The organism is Vreelandella sp. DA03-1M, assembly GCF_055725665.1.
Map to the genome: position 1 here is coordinate 4,532,840 of NZ_CM146798.1, position 18,991 is coordinate 4,551,830.

The window sequence follows — 18,991 nt, forward strand, 5'->3', positions numbered from 1 at the left end:
GATCCGGCAGCGGCTACTATGGACGACGTCACGGCGATTCTCGATCAGCTCAACTCCGCCCAGCGCGAAGCAGTGAGCGCCCCCCAAGGTAATCTGTTGGTGCTCGCAGGCGCAGGCTCCGGCAAAACCCGCGTGCTGGTTCATCGCATCGCCTGGCTAATGCAGGCCGAGGGGTTGTCTCCCTACGCGCTGCTGGCGGTGACCTTTACCAATAAAGCCGCCAAGGAAATGCGTACTCGCCTCGAGGCGCTGCTAAGCCTCTCGCTGCGCCATGTGTGGGTGGGCACCTTTCACTCCATTGCCCACCGCCTGCTGCGCACCCACTGGCAGGACGCCAAGCTGCCGCAACACTTCCAGATTATCGATTCTGACGATCAGCTACGCCTGGTCAAACGGCTGCTGAAAGATTACTCCATCGACGACGAACGCTACCCGCCGCGCCAAGTGCAGCACTTTATTTCCGGCTGTAAAGAAGAGGGACTGCGTCCGCATCAGGTCAATGTGGATGGCGATGCCTACATGGGCCAGATGGTCGAGCTCTACGAACGCTACCAGCTCACCTGCGAGCGGGGCGGTCTGGTCGATTTCGGCGAGCTGCTGTTGAGAAGCCTGGAGCTACTGCGCGATAACCCCGCGCTTTTAAAACACTATCAAGAGCGCTTTGGTCACGTGCTGGTGGATGAGTTTCAGGATACCAATACGCTGCAGTACGCTTGGCTAAAACTGCTCACTGGCATGAAAACGCCGATGACCGCCGTCGGTGATGACGACCAGTCGATCTACGGCTGGCGCGGTGCCAAGGTGGAGAATATCAGCCGCTTTGAGCAAGAGTTTCCGCAAACCCATACCGTGCGCCTAGAGCAGAACTATCGCTCCACCAGCGCGATTCTTGAAGCCGCCAATACGCTGATCAGCCACAACAGCGAGCGGATGGGCAAAAACCTATGGACCGATGGCATCGAAGGCGAGCCGATCTCAATTTACGCTGGGTTTAACGACCTGGAAGAAGCCCGCTATATCGTCGACACCATCAAGGAGAAAGTCGACGAAGGCTTTAACCGCCGCGATATCGCGATTCTCTACCGCTCCAACGCCCAGTCGCGGCTGCTGGAAGAGACCCTGATTCGCCAAGGCATGCCCTACCGTATTTACGGTGGCCACCGTTTTTATGAACGCTTAGAAATCAAAAATGCCCTGGCCTATTTGCGCCTGATGCTTAACCGCGATGACGATGCCTCCCTTGAGCGGGTCATTAACGTCCCCACCCGTGGCATCGGCACGCGCACGGTAGAGATTGTCCGCCTGCGCGCTCGTGAACAAGGCATTCAGCTTTGGCAGGCACTCCACGATGCAATTAACGACGGTACATTGAAAGGCCGCGCGGCCAATGCCGTGCAAACCTTTGCCAACCTGATCGAGCAGCTCGATAACGATGCTTCGGGCATGGCACTGCATGAGATTATCGATCACGTCACGGTGCACACCGGTTTGATAGAGCATCACAAAAGTGAGCGCGGCGAGAAAGGCCAGGCGCGGGTCGAAAACTTGGAAGAGCTCGTCACTGCTGCCCGCGCCTTTACCCAAGGCGACGTTTTTGAGGCCCCTGAAGCGGGCGAAGGCATGGCGGCGCTGGAAGCGTTTCTTTCAGAAGCCGCCCTTAACGCTGGCGACCATGAAGCTGAAGAGTTTGAAGACAGCGTACAGCTAATGACGCTGCACTCCGCCAAAGGCCTGGAGTTCCCCGTCGTCTTTATTGCCGGTGTCGAAGAGGGGCTGTTTCCGCACAAGATGTCGCTGGAGGAGCCGGGCAGGCTCGAAGAGGAGCGGCGGCTGTGTTACGTCGGCGTCACCCGCGCCATGCAGAAGCTCTACCTGACCCACGCCGAAACCCGCCGCCTACACGGCAAAGAGGTGTTTCCACGCCCATCGCGGTTTTTGCGCGAGTTACCGCCGCACCTGCTGGAAGAAGTCCGCCTGCGCGGGCATATTTCACGCCCGGTCACCGCATCGCGCACCTCTTTTGCCCAGCAAAGCGTTGAGAGCAGCGGCGACATACCCAGCCTCCACGTCGGCCAAGGCGTTGAGCACCCGGTGTTTGGCGAAGGGATTATTCTTAACGCGGAAGGCGAAGGTGCCCGCGCTCGCGTACAGGTCAGCTTTGAAGGTGAAGGGGTCAAATGGCTGGTACTTGGCTTTGCTAAGCTAACGCCTCTGTAAGCAAACCTCCCCTTTCACTTAGCTATCCCTGCTTGTGCGCTCAGGCGCCTTTGAGAGGCATTATGAAACAACGCTTTAAACGCCTATTTCCCGAAGTGAGTAATGGCTGGCAAACATTGAGTGGCTATCAGCGCTTTGAACGTTTAATTTCACTGGTGCTCACCCTCGCCATCGGCGGCGCTGTGCTGGTTGCTATGTATTACTTAGTCATTCATGTGGTGCAGCTGCTGTTTATTCAAAGCCGTGACCCCTTTGACTACCGCGTATTTCAAGCGCTATTCGACATGATCCTTACCGTCTTGATTGCCATGGAGTTCAATAACTCCATCATCCGCACAATGACCAGTGGCAAAGGCTTTATCCACGTCGAAATAGTGGTGTTAATTGCCATTATGGCGCTGGTACGCAAGTTTATGGTGCTGGATATGGAAGTTATCGACCCTTGGCAAATTGGTGCGCTTTCGATGGCAGTCTTAGCGTTAGGCGGCTGCTATTGGCTGGTGCGCCACGGCAACAGTATGAAAGACGCGGCGGATGATTGATCAGAAGGCTTGCGAGCTAAATTCGCTATAAAGCATACTAACCAGCGGACACGGCGCACTCAGCGCCCTATAACAACAGTATGATTACTTTTGGAGTTTTGCTCACATGCAACGCCGTAATTTTCTTAAAACCGTTGGCCTAGGTGCTGCCGGTGTCGCTGCTGCCCCCTTTGTAACCACCTCTAGCGCACGCGCTCAAGAGACCTTTACCTGGGACATGGTCACCTCGTGGCCAAAAAACTTTCCCGCCCTAGGCACCGGTGCGAATGACTTCGCCCGTCGGGTCGAGCAGCTTTCTAACGGCCGCATGCAAATTCGCGTACATGGCGCAGGTGAGCTGGTACCTGCGCTTGAAGTATTCGACGCTGTGGCGGCGGGGACCGCTGAGATGGGTCACTCTGCGTCGTATTACTGGCGCGGCAAAGTCGCTGCCTCTCAGTTCTTTACCGCCGTACCGTTCGGTATGAACACCACCGAAATGAACGCCTGGTTGTACCATGGCGGCGGTCAGGAACTGTGGGATGAGATCTACGCTAATCACAACCTGAAACCCTTTGCCGTCGGTAACACCGGTACGCAAATGGCGGGCTGGTTCAAGAAAGAGATCAACTCGTTAGACGATATGCAGGGGTTGAAACTTCGTCTTCCTGGCCTCGCAGGTGAAGCGATGAACGGCATTGGCGTCAGTACCGTTAATATGCCGGGTTCGGAAATCTTCACCTCGCTGCAAACCGGCGCACTGGATGCCGCTGACTGGGTAGGGCCGTATAACGACTTGGCATTTGGTTTGCACCAAGTGGCTGACTATTACTACACCTCGGCGTGGAACGAGCCCTCTGCCGTACTGGAAGGCACGATTAACCTGGATGCCTGGAACTCGCTGCCGGAAGACCTGCAGAACGTAGTCCGTGAAGCGGCACGGGCTTCTAACCTGGCCATGATCAGCGAATTCGCCTTCCGCAACGCCCAGGCCCTGGAAGCGCTGGTCGATGAGCATGGCGTTCAGCTGCGTACCTTCCCTGAAGACGTAATGGCAGCGCTTTACACCTCCTCCCTGGAAGCCGTTCAGCGTCAGGTTGATAACGACGAAGAGTCCCGCCGTGTTTACGAGTCTTATTCGGCGTTCCAGAAACTGCTGCGCCCGTTTAGCGATGTGGGTGAATACGCCTATCTCAAGAACCGCGACAACGTAGGTGCCTGATTATCCAGACAGGAAAGCGGCAAGTAAGCAAAAGGGCGCACTGAGCGCCCTTTTGCTTTGTTAGGCGGGAACATTGAAAGAGTTGATAAGAAAGAGCTACTCGCTGTGTACCGCTCGGATCCGCCCATTATCGTCTAATGCGACCATTACAAAACGCGCCTCTGTCACCTTTTGACGCTCTTCAATCCGCTGCCCATGGGGCGGGCGTACCCATACTTCTACATCAATTTTGATTGAGCTATGACCGATCTCTTGTACCTGGGTGTAGACACTGACCATTGAGCCGACGCGCACCGGGCTTAAAAAATCCATGGCTTCAATCGCCACGGTGGCCGTTCGCCCACCCGCTTCGCGGCAGGCTGCAAGCTCAGCTGCCTGGTCCATTTGATTGACTAGCCAACCACCAGGTATATCACCATAAAGATTGGTATCTTGTCGGGAAGCCAGTAATTTTAAAGTAAGCTGCCCTTGAGGGGCCGGTACGTCATCCAAATCGGTTTCCAGAAGAGTCATGGGTTCGTCGCTTAGTCAGTTTATTGTTGTAAACGTTGCAGTAAGGCACATTGCCAAGGGGCGTTGCTGCGTCGCAACACAAGTGAATGGGTTCAGTTAACCATAAGAGGACGCTTGTTTGAATACTCCGGTGCATACTCTTTCATCTTATAGAAGCTACCTTTTATCGCTACGGCACAACTTGGGTTGCTGGGTGATGATGGCCCTGCTGCTGGTAACGCCGCCTACTTGGGGGCAATCACTGCCGATAACCGGCACATTAGGTGCGGTCGGTTCTGACACCATGGCTGTGCTAATGCTGCGCTGGGGCGAAACACTGACTTCCCGCCACCCTGAGGTAAAGCTGCAATTTCAAGCCAGCGGCTCGGCCAGCGCGCCAACAGCCCTAATGGCGGGTACCACCCGGCTGGGGCCGATGTCCCGCCCGATGAGCACCGAAGAGCGTAATAATTTCATTGAGCGCTACGGCTACCCGCCGCTGGAGTTAAAGGTTGCCCGTGACGCGCTGATTGTGGTCGTCCATCGCCATAACCCGCTGCGCGCGCTCACACGCCAGCAGGTCGATGCCATCTTCTCGACCTCACGCGCCTGCGGTGCCGAGGCGCCGATACGGCGCTGGGACCAGCTCTCGGCAACGCGTGACTGGTCATTTGGCAGTATTGCGTTACATGGTCGCAACCTTGCCTCCGGCACTCACGGACTATTTCAAGAACGGGCGCTGTGCGGCGGCCTCTTTCGCAACGATATTAGCGAACACCCCGGCTCATCGGCGGTCGTCGCTGCAGTGGGCGAGTCTGCCAATGCAATGGGATACGCCGGGTTTAACCACCTAACGCCGGCCGTGCGCGCATTAAGCCTTTATGACGATGACGACATCGCTATACCGCCCGATGAAGCAGCGATACAGAGCGGTGATTATCCGCTGTCGCGCTACCTGTACCTATACGTGAACCTGCCGCCCGGGGCATCCTTGCCGCCCGCCGAGCAGGCTCTATTGGCGTTGATCATGTCCGATGAAGGCCAGCAAATTGCACGCGCATCCGGTTTTGTCCCCTTAACCCCAAGCGTCCTTGACGCGCAGCAAAGGTGGTAAGCCGCTGTCATCCAATTGACACATAATCGTCTTAGAGTAGGAAGTCATTCTATGCACCGTTTTCACTATAAGCTCTCTTCACGACCCACTCTTTCAATACATGCTGGTCAGTACTGTGATCACCCCGGTTTTGCCATGCCTAGTTTTGTCATGATAGCGACATGACCCCACCTCGGTTAACCTCTTCTCGGCAGCCATTGCGCTTGCTTCAGGATCGTGTGGCCACTGGGTTAATCACCGCTGGTGGTGTCGGGGTGCTGCTGGCGATTCTCGCTATCGGCGTTTTTCTGATATGGGAAACGCTGCCACTACTGGCGATTGGAGAGAGCTTGGCCCTGGCCAAGCTCTCTCCGCTGGCGTGGGGCACCCTTAAAGCCGCGCTGGCCGCGCTGCTGTTTGCGATTCCCGTCGCCTTAGGGGCGGCGATCTACTCTGCGCTGTTTATGTCAGTGCGCTTGCGCGCGCGCATCAAACCCGCGCTCGAAATGATGGAGGCCATTCCGGGCGTGGTGGTGGGCTTTATTGCCGGGCTCATTTTGGCACCATGGGTAGAGCGACACTTGGCCAGCGCTTTAGTGCTGATGGTCTGGCTGCCGCTCAGTGCCGGGCTTGCGGGCTTGCTCTGGCAACTGGCCAAAGCCCGCCTGCAGCGCCGTTTGCCGCTCTCCTGGGCAGGTCTCTGGCTAATACCGTGGCTTGCTCTGATGGTGGTGATAGCGCTATGGCTTGCGCCGTGGATGGAGCAGCTGTGGCTGGGCGGGGATCTGCGTCAGTTGCTCGACCAGCGCTTTGGGATGGATTACGCCACCCGCAATGCCTTGATTATCGGCCTGGCGATGGGGTTTGCCGTTATCCCCAGCATCTACTCATTGGCAGAAGATGCCCTTGCCGATGTGCCTTCGACCCTGATAGAGGGCGCCCAGGCGCTGGGTGCCAGCCGTTGGCAGGCGCTGTGGAAGGTGGCACTGGCGGCGGCAGGGCCAGGTATTTTCTCGGCGGTGATGATCGGCGCGGGCCGTGCAGTGGGCGAAACCATGATTGTACTGATGGCCAGTGGCAACACCGCTCTGTTTAGCGCCAGCCCTTTCGAAGGGATGCGCTCCATGGCCGCGGCTATTGCCATCGAGCTTCCTGAAGCGTCACCCGGCGGCCAGACCTATCATCTGCTGATTTTTGCCGCGCTGGTGCTGTTTATCTTCACATTCCTGGTTAACACCCTAGCCGAGGTTGTCCGCCAGCGCCTGCGCCGCCGTTATCGCCAGATGGGAGGCACATCATGACAGCTGGCACGGTCAACACCGCCTCTCGCCGCCCTCGTTTTAACTGGTTAAATGATTTATGGCCCTGGCTATGTGCGGCCAGCGTAGCGCTCTCCTTGCTGATGCTGGGTGCTCTACTGGCGCTACTGTTAGTGCGTGGGCTTGGGCACTTCTGGCCCGCGACGCTTGAAGAGGTCACCCTGCGTTCGGGTGACACCTTTGCTGGCCATGCCGTGCGCGAGGTCGAGCTCCCCCAGCAAGCGGGAGATGAACGGCTGTACTTTACCGGCAATCAGGACATTGAGGGCGCCCGCTGGCGCTGGGTGGCGATTGAGGAGATTGCCGAACGCGCGCAGCCAGCTGACTTGATTCGCCTGGAGCGAAGCCCTTGGGGGGATTTTATTGGCCGCTTGGCGGCCATTGAGCAAGACGACCAGCGCTGGGTGGGCGATGCTGCCTGGCAACGGTTAATGACTTTATTGGCGCTCCCCGCCAGCCAACGCCAAGAGAGCCAGCTACTGCTCACCACCGTGGATGGCCAAACCTTACGCCAGCCGTTGGCCAGCGTCGTCAGCGCTCAAGCCCCAAATGCGATGAGCTGGTGGCAGAAAACCCATGCCTGGGGCGATGGGGTATGGCGGTTTCTCAGCGAAGGGCCCCGAGCAGCCAATACCGACGGTGGCGTGTGGCCGGCGATATTTGGCACCGTGCTAATGGTGATTTTAATGTCCGTCATGGTCACGCCATTTGGCGTGCTGGCCGCTATTTACCTCAATGAAATTGCTCACCAGGGGCGGCTGACGCGCCTGGTGCGCATTGGCGTGCGCAATCTAGCGGGTGTGCCGTCCATCGTCTATGGCGTCTTCGGCTTGGGAGTGTTCGTTTACGGCATTGGCGGCTCGCTGGATGAGTGGTTTTTCAGCGATACATTGCCTTCGCCCACGTTTGGCACCGGCGGCCTGCTGTGGGCCTCGTTAACCCTCGCCCTGCTAACCCTACCCGTCGTAATTGTGGCAACCGAAGAGGGGCTCGCGCGTATTCCTGAGGCCCAGCGCGAAGGCGCCGTGGCACTGGGCGCTACTCGCCTTGAGATGCTTACCCGCATCGTACTGCCAATGGCGGCACCGGCCATGCTGACAGGCGTTATTTTAGCGATCGCCCGCGCGGCAGGCGAAGTGGCGCCACTGATGCTCGTCGGCGTTGCCAAACTAGCGCCACAAATGCCGATTGACGGTGAGTTTCCTTATCTACATTTAGAGCGCAAGTTTATGCACCTTGGCTATCATTTATTTGATACCGCCTTTCACGGCGAAGATGTACAAGCTGCGATCCCGCTGGTTTACGCCACGGCGCTACTTTTAGTGTTGATTGTGCTAGTGCTTAATCTAACTGCCATATTTCTGCGTCATTATCTTAGGCGTCAACGGGGAAACGAATGCTAGCGCCTTTACATTCAGCTAATACCGCTCAGGTACCAGTGGCGCACTTTTCGTCAGAGCACAGCTGCCTGAGCATCGATCACTTAAGCCTCGCCTATGCGGGGAAAGCGGCGTTGCGCGATTTAACCCTGAGTGTTCCGCGGCATCGTGTGACGGCCTTCATTGGCCCGTCGGGATGCGGTAAGTCGACGCTGTTACGGGCAATTAATCGGCTGCACGATCTCAATGAGACAGTGACCCATAGCGGCAAAATCACGCTGGAAGGGCAGGACATTCACGACCCGCAAACGAACGTGACCGAGCTGCGGCGGCGAGTAGGGATGGTGTTTCAAACCCCCAATCCCTTCCCTATGTCGATCTATGAAAACGTGGCCTTTGGCCTGCGGTTGCAGCAGCGCCTTCCCAAGCGCAAAAGGGACGATATTATTGAGTGGGCATTAACCTCCGCCGCGCTATGGGATGAAGTGAAAGACCGCCTGCACCGCTCCGCCTGGCAGCTTTCCGGTGGACAGCAGCAGCGCCTAGTCATCGCCCGCACCTTAGCAGTACAGCCCGATGTGCTGCTGCTTGATGAACCCGCGTCAGCGCTAGACCCGATTTCAACGCTCAAAATTGAGGAGTTGATCCGTAATCTAAAGTCGGAGCTAACGCTGGTACTGGTCACCCACAATATGCAACAAGCGGCGCGCGTATCGGACTACACCGCCTTTTTGCATCAAGGTGAGCTGGTTGAGTACGGGCCTACCGATCAGGTCTTCACCAACCCCCGTTTGCAACACACCGAAAACTACATCACCGGCCGCATTACCTAGGCCTTAGCGACTGAAACGTCAGGAGTGCTCCATGGATATTACTAGCGACTCACACAGCCAGCATATCTCTCGCCAGTTCAACCAGGAGCTGGAAGAGCTAAAAACCCATCTGATGGCCATGGGCGGTCTGGTAGAGAAGCAAGTGCAGGATGCCGTCTTTGCGCTTCTGGAAGGCGACACCCGCCTAGCCGAACAAGTGCGCGACAATGATCGTCAGGTCAACGATCTGCAGCTGCAAATCGACGACGAATGCACCCGGGTACTGGCGCGGCGTCAGCCTGCAGCGTCCGACCTACGCCTGGTGCTTGCCGTTATCCGCGCCACCTCTGATCTTGAGCGAATCGGCGATGAGGCCAGCAAAATCGCCCGTAACGCCCTGCTGCTGAGTGAAAGTACCAGCACCATTCGTGGCTTGGTGGAAGTGCGCCACATCAGCGAGCATGTGCGCAAAATGCTGCGCGATGCGCTCACCGCCTTTGCCCGCTTTGACACCGACCTTGCGATGCAGGTTGTGCGCGAAGACGAACTGGTTGACGATGAGTACAGCAGCGCTATGCGTTCGTTAATGACCTTTATGATGGAAGACTCGCGCTCGATCACCTCCGTACTCAGCATCATGTGGGTGCTGCGCGCCCTGGAACGCGTGGGCGACCACGCTGACAACCTTGCTGAGTACGTGGTTTATCTTGTTAAAGGGCTGGATATCCGCCACAGCGACCCCGATAACCTTGACCCGCAAGTGCTAAAAAAGTCTTGACCTGAAAGGGGTTTCCTCCTGCAATACGTCCAGGCTGTTAAGCGGCCTGGACGTTTGAATCACAAGGAGTCTCCCCCACCATGCTGGATGCTGTCACTGCGCTTAGCCGAGGTACACGCTGCGTGTATCAGTCAGGTATGCGCCGCTATATTTTTCTGCCTATTTTAGTCAACCTGATTGTTTACGTCAGCATGTTCAGCTTCGTGCTCAACCGCTTCGGTGGTTGGCTAGATCATTGGATGAACATGGTGCCAACCTGGCTTGATTGGCTCTCCTGGCTTATCTGGCCTCTTTTCGTGATTAGCCTGTTAGTGGTGGTGTTTTTTACCTTTACGCTGGTGTCCAGCCTGATCGCCGCGCCTTTTTACGGTTTTTTGGCCGCTAAAGTCGAAACCCAAGTGACTGGCCGCAAACCGATTGATGACCGCAACCTTACTAAAACAGCCATTGATGCCATTGGTCGCGAATTTGTTAAGCTCGCCTATATTTTGCCCCGTGCCGCCGGTCTGTTTGTGCTTAGCTGGATCCCAGGGCTGAACTTAATAGCCCCCCTGCTGTGGGCGCTATTCTCCGCCTGGATCATGGCCATTACTTATCTAGACTACCCAATGGATAACAATAAGGTCTCGTTTGCCGATATGCGCCAACGGCTCTCGAAACGCTGGTGGCAAAGCTTAAGTTTTGGAGGATTGGTCACGCTAATCACCTGGATTCCGCTGGCCAATCTATTTCTGATTCCCGGCGCTGTCGCGGGTGCCGTACTACTCTGGGATGACCATTACCGAAATGTACATGGTGATACACGCGGCATCACACCGCAGTAGGCGCTTATTACCCAGGCGACACCACTTTGCTACCTTTATGGTTTGTTCGTCTATCCTGGACTCAATTAACAACAAAGGAATTACCGCATGCTAAAACCGACGGCTTGGCTGGGTGGCATACTCTTGATTAGCGCTATGTCTATTTCGATGGCATCTATGGCCGTAGCCCACGACGTAAAAACTGAGGCTCTGCGCATTGCGCATCCCTTCGCTACCCCTACCCCACCGGGGGCGGTAAACGGCGCAGCCTACATCGATATCACCGCCTTTTCAGACCCTATTACTCTTATCGGCGCGAGCAGCCCTGTGAGCAGCAACGTTGAGCTGCATGATATGCAAATGGACGGCGATATGATGCAGATGCGGCATGTGGATGAGATTCGTGTCGAGGCAGGGGAGACTTATACCATGCGGCCGGGTGGCGGCTTTCACTTAATGCTGATTGGCCTAAGCGAGCCGTTAAAGGAGGGTGAGCGGTTCCCTCTCACGCTCACCTTTGCAGAACAAGACGATGTGGATATTGAAGTCTGGATACAGAGCGCCCAGGAAGGCAGCGAAGCTGCTGATGGGCATCACCACTGATGTGGGCTGCAGTTAACATATAGCAAAAACCCCGCTTCGGCGGGGTTTTTAGCGAGCAACGATTACATTAGCAGTTACACTTATTCCATTATTTACCAGTCGGTACTACCGCCTTCATCCCGGTTGAGTTTCCCGGGAGTGTAACCCTCTTGGCGAGAAGTAGACCCTTCTTCAGCCGTAGAAGGACGGCTACTGGAGGGCGAAAAGTCCAAGCTCTCGCTTTCATCACGGTTCAAGTCACCCGCCGAGACATGAGATTGTTTAGAAGCGGCATGTGACTCAGGTTTGTCGATGACACCCTGACCAGCGGTACGGTCTTGGTTCAGCTCAATAGATGAGTGCGCCATCGCCAGAGGGCTCGCGACCAGACCAAAAGCAATACCTAGCAGGGCGACATTTTTGCTCATTTCTTTTAGCAGCATGGTGTTCTCCTCATTATTCATGGATTCCGTTCGATGATGATTAGAACGGCTTTTACGCTTTACGTTGCACATTAGGCGACAAAAAAGACATATAAATTATTATTTAATAATTAAACACTTACACCAAAATATCGCTTAAAAATAATTAACCAACCCTTTTGTGCCCAAAATGATTGTGCATCAATTACTCATATGGCTGCTATCTATACATAGCGAATACCCGAGGCTGATGTGCAGTGTATACATAACGACGCAATGAAATTAGCTCCGCTAGAAAGCAGCACCTTAAACGAGAGAAAAATGGTTTGAGAGAGTGTTGGATGTCACAAAAAATCAGACCCCACATCAGCGGGGTCTAAGGACACAATACTTTGACAATGACTAGCGCTAGCTTCCTTTCCTTTTGCGGGACTGCTCCAACCTTGGAATTTAACCCTGACCAGCGCTCTGATTGTCGATTGATTCACTCCTTGAATCGACCTGCATCCCTATCGGTGTGACACGCATCTGAGTGATTAACTCACACCTCAAACGTAATACATTCCGCTTAATTGCAAACTTTTGTTACCAAGCGTTTCCATCGCCTACGTCATGCGTCAAATCTTTAGCGGTATATTCTGCTTGAACACTAGTACGATGGGATTCTGCCTTAATAACATTAGGGCGATCACCTACGTCGTACATCAAATCAGATGGGGTAAAAACTGCTTGTTCATGTGTGCGCTGTGATTGAGCCTGAATTGGTTCATCATTAACAGACAGATCTTGATTAGCTTTGATGGAAAAATTTGCGAATGCAACTGGGCTCGCCAGCAAACCGAATGCAAGTCCTACAACAGCTGATTTTTTAAAAAGAACGTTAAACATAGTATTACTCCAAATGACTGCTTAATACCGCTGAAGTGAAGAAAGAAGGGCCTGCTGGCTTGCTTCTCTCTGCGGTGACCTCACTGCCCTGATAAAGCACTTACAGTGCCAACTTCCACTATATTTAATAAAATTAAATAAAAACAATTACTTATTAAGTATCAATTGCGCACAATATTAAGCCACTAAAAACAAAAGCACGCAAAATACATGTGCACAAATGACACATGCGCAAAATTGTCTGTGCCTTTATGGCACACTTATCCTCAAACGCTAATGTTAAGAATTACTTTTAAAGCTAACCTCATCGCGCCTGCGCTACGTTATCGAGTAGTAGACTTAGGCTTTGTACGAAAACTGCCTGCGCTCGACAATACGGCGTTAAAAATCGCCTCGAAATGCTCATTTACACCCCGTAAACTCCGCTTTCTCGTTAATTTTTGCCTTGTCTAGTCTTCGCTCGCCGACTTTTCGTACAAAACCTAGACTACTCATGGATGAAAGGAGCGAGAATAGTTCACGATATGCACTCAAAAAGGTAGGTAGGTAGGTAGGTAGGTAGGTAGGTAGGTAGGTAGGTAAAAATAGGGAAATGCAGTAGAAGAAGCCCACAAAAAGCAGGCAGCAAAAAATTAGACCCCGACTGGCGGGGTCCGATATCAGAATAGGCTATAGGTAATAACTAACGTTAGCTCCCACTCCTTGTAGAGGACTCCAACCTTGGAATTAACCCTGACTAACGTTTGATTTCCTAGTGATTCATCCTTGAACCTGAAAAGCATCCTTGCCTTTGTAACATCCTGTCAATTACCTTTTCATCCGTTGAAAAGATGCTCTTTGATATCTAAATGATAATTAACAATTAGCTACCGCTGTTTTCTTCTACAAGCTCATCGTCGTCATACTCAGCGTCATCTGAATGACCGCTTGACTGAGGATCCATGTCGCTGGCTCTATCACCTTCGTCATGGGTTAAATCGTTAGTCATGTCTTTAGTATCATGACCGTCTGAACTATCAGTACCTTGGGGATCCATTGGTTGCTCTTCAGCTGTAATTCCCTGATTTTCATCAATAGCTGAATTTTCATCTGTTTGAGCAAAGGCTAACGGGCTTGCCATCAAACCAAAAGATACACCTAAAATGCCAGCTTTCTTGAGTAAATCCTTGGACATCATATTCCACCTCCGATCGCTGTTTATTACCGCTTGGTTAAGAAAGAAGGGCTTATATACAAGCCAGCATTTCCTGCGGTCGTCTTCCTTATTTTTAACAATGCAGCGGGCATGCCAAAAACAAAAAAAATAAAATTAAATAAATAAAAATCAATGAGTTAACTAAAACCAGTTAAGCTATAGCACTCTGTTAATATCGAAATACCAAGCCTAAAAACTGTATAAAAATGGCACATGAGTAAACTCTTACCAACCTCACATGCCAATATTGCACACCTTTACAGGTATGGTGCGAAAGGTCGCTTACTGAGACCTATACAAGACGTGAAGCGGGAAATGAGCAGCGAAAAAGCGCCCCTTTACCCGGGTGGGATTCAATCTGTAATTGCGCATCGTGGCGTAATAGTACGTGCTTGACGATTGCCAAGCCTAAGCCAGTGCCGCCAGTTGCGGTGCTGCGGCCTTTGTCGACACGGTAAAAACGTTCGGTTAGTCGGGGAATATGGACAGGATCAATCCCTTCACCATTGTCTTCCACATCGATACAGCCGCCACCAGTCGCGCTAGCTTTCCAGCGTAATGTGATGTGGCTACCTGCTGGCGTATAGCGAACGGCATTGAAAGCGAGATTAGAGATGGCGCTACGAATCTCCTGCTCACTACCCAGCAGGCGTGCATCGCTTTCAAGCGCGACAGTAATGGTATGACGCTGATTCGACAGCGCCAGCGCATCATCACAAATGCTTTGTAGCATAGGCCCTAGCGACAACGGTTGGTGATCTTTCCCCCCCTGGTCGATTTCCAACCGGGAGAGCAGCAATAGATCATTGACCAGGTTTTGCATTCGCTGCGTCTGTTCCTGCATCTGGTTGATGCTTTTGCCCAAACGCGGCGGTAACTGGTCAGCAATATCGCTGTAGGTTTCCAGATAGCCGGAAAGGACGGTTAGCGGCGTGCGAAGCTCGTGAGAGACGTTGGCAACAAAGTCGCGCCGCATCTGTTCCAGGCGGTGCAAGCGCGTGATATCCCGGGCCATTACCAGCCGTTCATCGTCACCGTACAGGGTAATTTGATACTGCAGGATTCGACGCTCGTCAATCGGCGATGTCAGCGTTAACGGCTCGCCATACTCCCGCGCATTGAAGTAGCGGATGAAACTTGGCTCGCGCAGTAGGTTGGTAATGTGCTGACCACGATCATGGGCAGTTTGTAGCCCTAGCATGTTCGTTGCAGCGCTGTTCCACCACTCTAGATCACCGTGGCGGTCGAGCATGACCACACTGTCACGCATCGCTTCAGACGACTCTTGAATACGGGCCAAAGTAGCACGCAGCCGACTTTGCGTTATACGCTGGCTTTTCTGATAGCGGTATAAACGATCAAACAATTCACCCCACATACCGTGAGCGGCAGGCGGCTCATCGTGAGGATGTAGGGTTAGCCATAAATAAAGTTCGCGTAGCTGCCGCAAGTGATAAAACAGACATACAGCAAGCCCTGCCGCAAGCCCTAGCCCTGCTGAGCCCAATAACCAGCCTAAGCAAGTACCCAGTGTGGCCAGCCACGCTAGACGCCACAGTTCACGACTCCATAGGCGCACATTTACACCCGTGCAGAGAAACGGTATCCGGTACCCCGAACCGTTTGAATCAGGTTTTGATGCACATCTCCCAGCGCTTTTCGTAAGCGTCGAATATGCACATCGACAGTACGCTCTTCGACATACACATTACCACCCCATACTTGGTCAAGCAGTTGGCTACGTGTGTAAGCGCGCTCTTGATGGGTCATAAAAAACTGCAGAAGACGATACTCGGTCGGGCCCATTTCTAGCGCTTTGCCGTGAGCGCTTACCCGGTGGCTAACCGGATCAAGCAACAGGCCATTAATCTCAATCGGATCTTCAACGCCACGCGGTGTCGCGCGGCGCAGCACTGCTTTTAACCGTGCCACCAATTCGCGGGGCGAAAAGGGCTTGGTGATATAGTCATCGGCACCGGCTTCAAGCCCTTGGATCTTATTATCCTCTTCGCCTTTAGCGGTGAGCATGATAATGGGGATCTCAGCGGTGGCTTCTTCGCGCTTCAAACGCCTAGCCAGCTCAATACCGCTGGTGCCAGGCATCATCCAGTCAAGCAGCAATAAATCAGGTTGGTGGTCAACCACCATGGCGTGAGCATCCTGGGCGTTATCTGCTTCGAGCACACGGTAGTCAGCCATTTCCAGCGCTACCGCGATCATCTCGCGAATCGACGATTCATCATCGACAATCAGAACGGTTTTGGCGGTCATACCAGAGCCTCACGGTGTGCAAAAAAGCCAGTTCAAAGAAAACAGTCCAAAAAAACAGTTCAATGACATGTCAGTGACGATAACACCATGACTTGATGACAGTTACATGACAATGACAGTTACTGACCCACCGCAGGCCACCAACTTAGCGCAATACCAGCAAAAATCAGCAGCCCCGACCAGTGATTATTCAGAAACGCCTGGAAACAGGGATCCCGCTCCTGATAACGAATTAAGTGCTGCTGATGCAGGAAAGTCGCCGCCATTGCAGCGAGCCCTAGCCAAAAGAACCCACCTAACCCGACCCGCCAGCCTACCCAGGCCAGCAACCCCAGGGTGGCTACCTGAAGCAGGCCGATTATCAGGCGGTCCGCGTTGCCAAACAGCACGGCTGTCGATTTAATGCCAATTTTTAAATCATCGTCGCGATCGACCATGGCGTATTGCGTGTCGTACGCCACCGTCCATAGCACGTTTGCACAGAAAAGCAGCCACGCTTCCAACGGCACATGGCCCAGCACGGCGCCAAAGGCCATTGGAATTGCCCATGAGAATGCCGCCCCCAGCACCACCTGGGGAAAATGGGTATAACGCTTCATGAACGGGTAAATAACTGCCAGAAATACCCCGCCCAGCGAGAGCAGCACCGTAAACCAATTCGTCAGTAGCACCAGAATAAACGCTGCGGCCACCAAACCAATAAACAGCAATTGAGCCTCGGTTTCGCTGATTCGACCGGTGGCGAGCGGGCGATGCTTAGTGCGTTTCACATGGCCATCGAAATGGCGATCTGCATAATCGTTCACCACGCAGCCAGCCGCGCGCATGACGTAAACACCGGCCACAAAAATCAGCAGCACATCACGGCCGGGTACCCCTTCAGCGGCAATCCACAGCGCCCAAAGCGTCGGCCACATCAACAGCCAAGTGCCAATGGGTCGATCCAAACGCATCAGCTGTATAAAATCTGCCACGCGAGCCCATCCCTTCGGCCGCAACAGTGAACGATCCATGCTTACCTCACGAAAAATAAGATGCAGGCGCTAGCCTAGCGCGATGGCAGATCAAGGTCATCCGCCATCGCACGCAAAAAATACTCTTGCACCAACAACGACAACCCACCGTGATTACCGCCGTGATAAAACACTGAACGTCGGCCCCAGGTACAGTCACTTTCGATACCGTTCATACGAGCAAATAAGGGGGATTGGGTAGTGGCTTCAAGCGGCCCGCGAAGTAAACCTGGCTGACGAAATCACCAACTGCCTAGCGAGCGCTCACCTAACCCTTCCAAACGCTGGCCCTTTAACTGAGTAAGCGGAGCGACGGAGCGCGCCACCACCCAAGGCGTTTCATCTAAGCACAGCGCGACTTCACGCAGCCATGCGTAGCGCTTGGGAGCAATGCCCAACGCCCGTGCCTCTTCCTCTCGCGGCCAGCCGACGCCCTGGCGTAGCAGCCGCACCCGAAACGGTTTCTCACCACCAGCGGTTATTAAGCGGGCGGTTAACGAGTCGGTAGAAGCAACCCACTGCCACCAGGAAGGGCTCATGGCAGGCCGCGCCGCAGCAACGGGACGCCAGCTCGAAAAGAGAGAAGTTTGCCGAAAAGCTGCAGGCGTCACCAAGTTCTCCAGGGCAATAAACGGATCGACTAGTGTAACATGCAGCACTAACAGGCTTTTGTTTCAGCGACTTTTTTGGTGTCTGCATGCCCACCTCACAACCAGAGCTCTCTTCATCCCACGCTGCGCTGGTCATTATTGGCACGGGAATGGCCGGGATTGGCTTAGCCCGGGCACTACGCCGTCTCGGTGACCAGCGTTCAATCACGTTGATTAGTGCTGACAGCGGTGACGATTACAGCAAACCGTTACTCTCCACCGGCTTCGCTAAAGGCCTAGCGCCCGACAAACTGGCCCAGCGAAACGCTGCCGAACTGGGGGATGAGTTAAACGCACGCATCATTACCCACACCCTCGTGGCGGCACTGGATGTGGATAACCGGACACTTCTTCTCGACGTTGGACAAGCGCCCAACTATGAAAAACTAAGCTCTGAAAAACTAAGCTACGAAACACTGGTATTAGCCACCGGCGCTGCGCCCAGGATGCCGTTCAGCATCAACCCCAGCGTAGCACCACGCTGCTTCACCATTAATGACCTAGACGACTACCGACGCTTTTATCAGGCGTTAGGCCAGGGCCCAGCAAGGGTGGCGATTGTTGGCGCCGGGCTGGTCGGCTGTGAATTTGCTAATGACCTGCACGCCGGAGGTCATCACCTCTGCATCATAGCGCCTGAAGCTACGCTACTGCCCCGCCTGTTGCCCGCGCCGCTGGGCAACGCCCTGGGCGATGCCTTCAATGAGGCAGGCATCCGACTCTGCTTAGGCCGCACGATAGATTCACTAACACCCAGCAGTAGTGATGACATCATATTACGGTTGGATAACGGCGTGGCTATCAGCGCCGATCTCGTACTAATGGCAACTGGCCTAACGCCGCGTACGGCGCTTGCCGAAGCCGCGGGTCTTAGCGTAACGCCGAGCGGCATACAAGTTGACCGCCAACTGCGTACTTCACACCCCGATATTTACGCCCTGGGCGATGTCGCCTGCGTCGATGGCGTTAACGCCATGTACGTGCAGCCGCTGCAAGCGAGCGCTAAGGCATTGGCGGCAACGCTCGCGGGCACTCCCACGCCGGTCAGCTTTGGCGCTTGGCCAATAGTGGTTAAAACACCCCTGCTGCCAGTGGTCGCCTACCCGCCAACCACCCCACCTGAACGCTGGCGAATTGAAGGCGAAGGTGGTGATATCAGTGCGTTAGCCGAAAATAAAGACGGACGTTTGATTGGTTTTGCGTTGACAGGGGGCTGCGTGAGAAGGAAAGTGGAGCTTTCCAGAGCAGCACCTACGCTGCTAGGCTGATTTTCGTCGCGTTCACGACTAGGCTAGAGAAGCTACCTAGTGCTAATGACGCGCCCAACAACCTGC

18 protein-coding genes and 1 pseudogene are annotated in these 18,991 nt (G+C 54.1%); 11 read left to right on the plus strand and 8 right to left on the minus strand.

Annotated features, from left to right (window positions below):
* Positions 1-18: 18 nt before the first annotated feature.
* From uvrD to ACXUPB_RS21135, 3 genes are all read left to right on the plus strand, one after another.
* On the plus strand, positions 19-2,217 hold the full coding sequence (uvrD, locus tag ACXUPB_RS21125) for a DNA helicase II (protein ID WP_472954569.1): 2,199 nt from the start codon (positions 19-21) through the stop codon (positions 2,215-2,217).
* A 62-nt stretch (positions 2,218-2,279) separates the two neighbouring features.
* Complete coding sequence (locus ACXUPB_RS21130; protein WP_472954571.1) at positions 2,280-2,759, plus strand: phosphate-starvation-inducible PsiE family protein; 480 nt, start codon at positions 2,280-2,282, stop codon at positions 2,757-2,759.
* 106 nt (positions 2,760-2,865) lie between these two features.
* Positions 2,866-3,960 carry a TRAP transporter substrate-binding protein gene (locus tag ACXUPB_RS21135; RefSeq protein WP_472954573.1) on the plus strand — a complete coding sequence of 365 codons (1,095 nt, stop codon included), beginning with the start codon at positions 2,866-2,868 and terminating at the stop codon, positions 3,958-3,960.
* 96 nt (positions 3,961-4,056) lie between these two features.
* On the opposite strand, the gene ACXUPB_RS21140 is transcribed toward ACXUPB_RS21135, so the two are convergent.
* Positions 4,057-4,473, minus strand: a complete 417-nt coding sequence (locus ACXUPB_RS21140; protein WP_008956467.1) for an acyl-CoA thioesterase — start codon at positions 4,471-4,473, stop codon at positions 4,057-4,059.
* 196 nt (positions 4,474-4,669) lie between these two features.
* On the opposite strand from ACXUPB_RS21140, the gene ACXUPB_RS21145 reads away from it, so the two are divergent.
* From ACXUPB_RS21145 to ACXUPB_RS21175, 7 genes are all read left to right on the plus strand, one after another.
* Positions 4,670-5,566, plus strand: a complete 897-nt coding sequence (locus ACXUPB_RS21145) for a PstS family phosphate ABC transporter substrate-binding protein (protein ID WP_472954575.1) — start codon at positions 4,670-4,672, stop codon at positions 5,564-5,566.
* Positions 5,567-5,727: 161 nt separating this feature from the next.
* Positions 5,728-6,846: an ABC transporter permease subunit gene (locus ACXUPB_RS21150; RefSeq protein ID WP_472954576.1), complete on the plus strand. Its 1,119-nt coding sequence runs from the start codon at positions 5,728-5,730 to the stop codon at positions 6,844-6,846.
* The gene (gene pstA, locus ACXUPB_RS21155) at positions 6,843-8,267 is read left to right on the plus strand and encodes a phosphate ABC transporter permease PstA (protein ID WP_472954577.1); all 1,425 of its coding nucleotides are present in this window, start codon (positions 6,843-6,845) and stop codon (positions 8,265-8,267) included. Before ACXUPB_RS21150 ends, pstA begins: the two co-directional genes overlap by 4 nt.
* Positions 8,261-9,076 (plus strand): phosphate ABC transporter ATP-binding protein PstB, encoded by an 816-nt coding sequence (gene pstB, locus ACXUPB_RS21160; RefSeq protein ID WP_179914927.1) that lies wholly within the window; start codon positions 8,261-8,263, stop codon positions 9,074-9,076. The genes pstA and pstB overlap by 7 nt, the downstream gene beginning before the upstream one ends.
* Before the next feature lie 31 nt (positions 9,077-9,107).
* A complete protein-coding gene (gene phoU / locus ACXUPB_RS21165) occupies positions 9,108-9,833 on the plus strand; it encodes a phosphate signaling complex protein PhoU (RefSeq protein WP_008956462.1) in 726 nt (241 codons plus the stop codon).
* Positions 9,834-9,913: 80 nt separating this feature from the next.
* Positions 9,914-10,657, plus strand: a complete 744-nt coding sequence (cysZ, locus tag ACXUPB_RS21170) for a sulfate transporter CysZ (protein WP_472954578.1) — start codon at positions 9,914-9,916, stop codon at positions 10,655-10,657.
* A gap of 87 nt (positions 10,658-10,744) precedes the next feature.
* Entirely contained in the window at positions 10,745-11,239 is a 495-nt protein-coding gene (locus tag ACXUPB_RS21175; protein WP_472954580.1) for a copper chaperone PCu(A)C, read from the plus strand.
* A 92-nt stretch (positions 11,240-11,331) separates the two neighbouring features.
* On the opposite strand, the gene ACXUPB_RS21180 is transcribed toward ACXUPB_RS21175, so the two are convergent.
* The 7 genes and pseudogenes from ACXUPB_RS21180 to ACXUPB_RS21210 all read right to left on the minus strand — a co-directional run bounded on the left by ACXUPB_RS21180 (position 11,332) and on the right by ACXUPB_RS21210 (position 17,666).
* Entirely contained in the window at positions 11,332-11,661 is a 330-nt protein-coding gene (locus ACXUPB_RS21180) for a hypothetical protein (RefSeq protein ID WP_472954582.1), read from the minus strand.
* 564 nt (positions 11,662-12,225) lie between these two features.
* The gene (locus tag ACXUPB_RS21185) at positions 12,226-12,528 is read right to left on the minus strand and encodes a hypothetical protein (protein ID WP_179914925.1); all 303 of its coding nucleotides are present in this window, start codon (positions 12,526-12,528) and stop codon (positions 12,226-12,228) included.
* Positions 12,529-13,390: 862 nt separating this feature from the next.
* On the minus strand, positions 13,391-13,705 hold the full coding sequence (locus tag ACXUPB_RS21190; RefSeq protein ID WP_472954583.1) for a hypothetical protein: 315 nt from the start codon (positions 13,703-13,705) through the stop codon (positions 13,391-13,393).
* 310 nt (positions 13,706-14,015) lie between these two features.
* Positions 14,016-15,302, minus strand: a complete 1,287-nt coding sequence (gene phoR / locus ACXUPB_RS21195) for a phosphate regulon sensor histidine kinase PhoR (RefSeq protein ID WP_472954585.1) — start codon at positions 15,300-15,302, stop codon at positions 14,016-14,018.
* 2 nt (positions 15,303-15,304) lie between these two features.
* Positions 15,305-15,994: a phosphate regulon transcriptional regulator PhoB gene (gene phoB / locus ACXUPB_RS21200; protein WP_008957133.1), complete on the minus strand. Its 690-nt coding sequence runs from the start codon at positions 15,992-15,994 to the stop codon at positions 15,305-15,307.
* Between the two features lie 119 nt (positions 15,995-16,113).
* A complete protein-coding gene (ubiA, locus tag ACXUPB_RS21205; RefSeq protein WP_472954587.1) occupies positions 16,114-17,007 on the minus strand; it encodes a 4-hydroxybenzoate octaprenyltransferase in 894 nt (297 codons plus the stop codon).
* A gap of 35 nt (positions 17,008-17,042) precedes the next feature.
* Positions 17,043-17,666: pseudogene (locus ACXUPB_RS21210) on the minus strand (chorismate--pyruvate lyase family protein).
* Positions 17,667-17,704: 38 nt separating this feature from the next.
* Here ACXUPB_RS21210 and ACXUPB_RS21215 point away from each other — a divergent pair.
* A complete protein-coding gene (locus ACXUPB_RS21215) occupies positions 17,705-18,925 on the plus strand; it encodes an NAD(P)/FAD-dependent oxidoreductase (RefSeq protein WP_472954588.1) in 1,221 nt (406 codons plus the stop codon).
* Positions 18,926-18,991: the final 66 nt, after the last annotated feature.

Coding starts and splice junctions, on each gene's coding strand:
- ubiA (WP_472954587.1), bottom strand. CDS start 17,007: ATGGATCGTTCACTGTTGCGGCCGAAGGGATGGGCTCGCGTGGCAGAT.
- phoB (WP_008957133.1), bottom strand. CDS start 15,994: ATGACCGCCAAAACCGTTCTGATTGTCGATGATGAATCGTCGATTCGC.
- cysZ (WP_472954578.1), top strand. CDS start 9,914: ATGCTGGATGCTGTCACTGCGCTTAGCCGAGGTACACGCTGCGTGTAT.
- ACXUPB_RS21150 (WP_472954576.1), top strand. CDS start 5,728: ATGACCCCACCTCGGTTAACCTCTTCTCGGCAGCCATTGCGCTTGCTT.
- ACXUPB_RS21175 (WP_472954580.1), top strand. CDS start 10,745: ATGCTAAAACCGACGGCTTGGCTGGGTGGCATACTCTTGATTAGCGCT.
- ACXUPB_RS21215 (WP_472954588.1), top strand. CDS start 17,705: ATGCCCACCTCACAACCAGAGCTCTCTTCATCCCACGCTGCGCTGGTC.
- ACXUPB_RS21140 (WP_008956467.1), bottom strand. CDS start 4,473: ATGACTCTTCTGGAAACCGATTTGGATGACGTACCGGCCCCTCAAGGG.
- uvrD (WP_472954569.1), top strand. CDS start 19: ATGGACGACGTCACGGCGATTCTCGATCAGCTCAACTCCGCCCAGCGC.
- ACXUPB_RS21190 (WP_472954583.1), bottom strand. CDS start 13,705: ATGATGTCCAAGGATTTACTCAAGAAAGCTGGCATTTTAGGTGTATCT.
- pstA (WP_472954577.1), top strand. CDS start 6,843: ATGACAGCTGGCACGGTCAACACCGCCTCTCGCCGCCCTCGTTTTAAC.
- ACXUPB_RS21135 (WP_472954573.1), top strand. CDS start 2,866: ATGCAACGCCGTAATTTTCTTAAAACCGTTGGCCTAGGTGCTGCCGGT.
- ACXUPB_RS21180 (WP_472954582.1), bottom strand. CDS start 11,661: ATGCTGCTAAAAGAAATGAGCAAAAATGTCGCCCTGCTAGGTATTGCT.
- ACXUPB_RS21130 (WP_472954571.1), top strand. CDS start 2,280: ATGAAACAACGCTTTAAACGCCTATTTCCCGAAGTGAGTAATGGCTGG.
- pstB (WP_179914927.1), top strand. CDS start 8,261: ATGCTAGCGCCTTTACATTCAGCTAATACCGCTCAGGTACCAGTGGCG.
- phoU (WP_008956462.1), top strand. CDS start 9,108: ATGGATATTACTAGCGACTCACACAGCCAGCATATCTCTCGCCAGTTC.
- ACXUPB_RS21185 (WP_179914925.1), bottom strand. CDS start 12,528: ATGTTTAACGTTCTTTTTAAAAAATCAGCTGTTGTAGGACTTGCATTC.
- ACXUPB_RS21145 (WP_472954575.1), top strand. CDS start 4,670: ATGATGGCCCTGCTGCTGGTAACGCCGCCTACTTGGGGGCAATCACTG.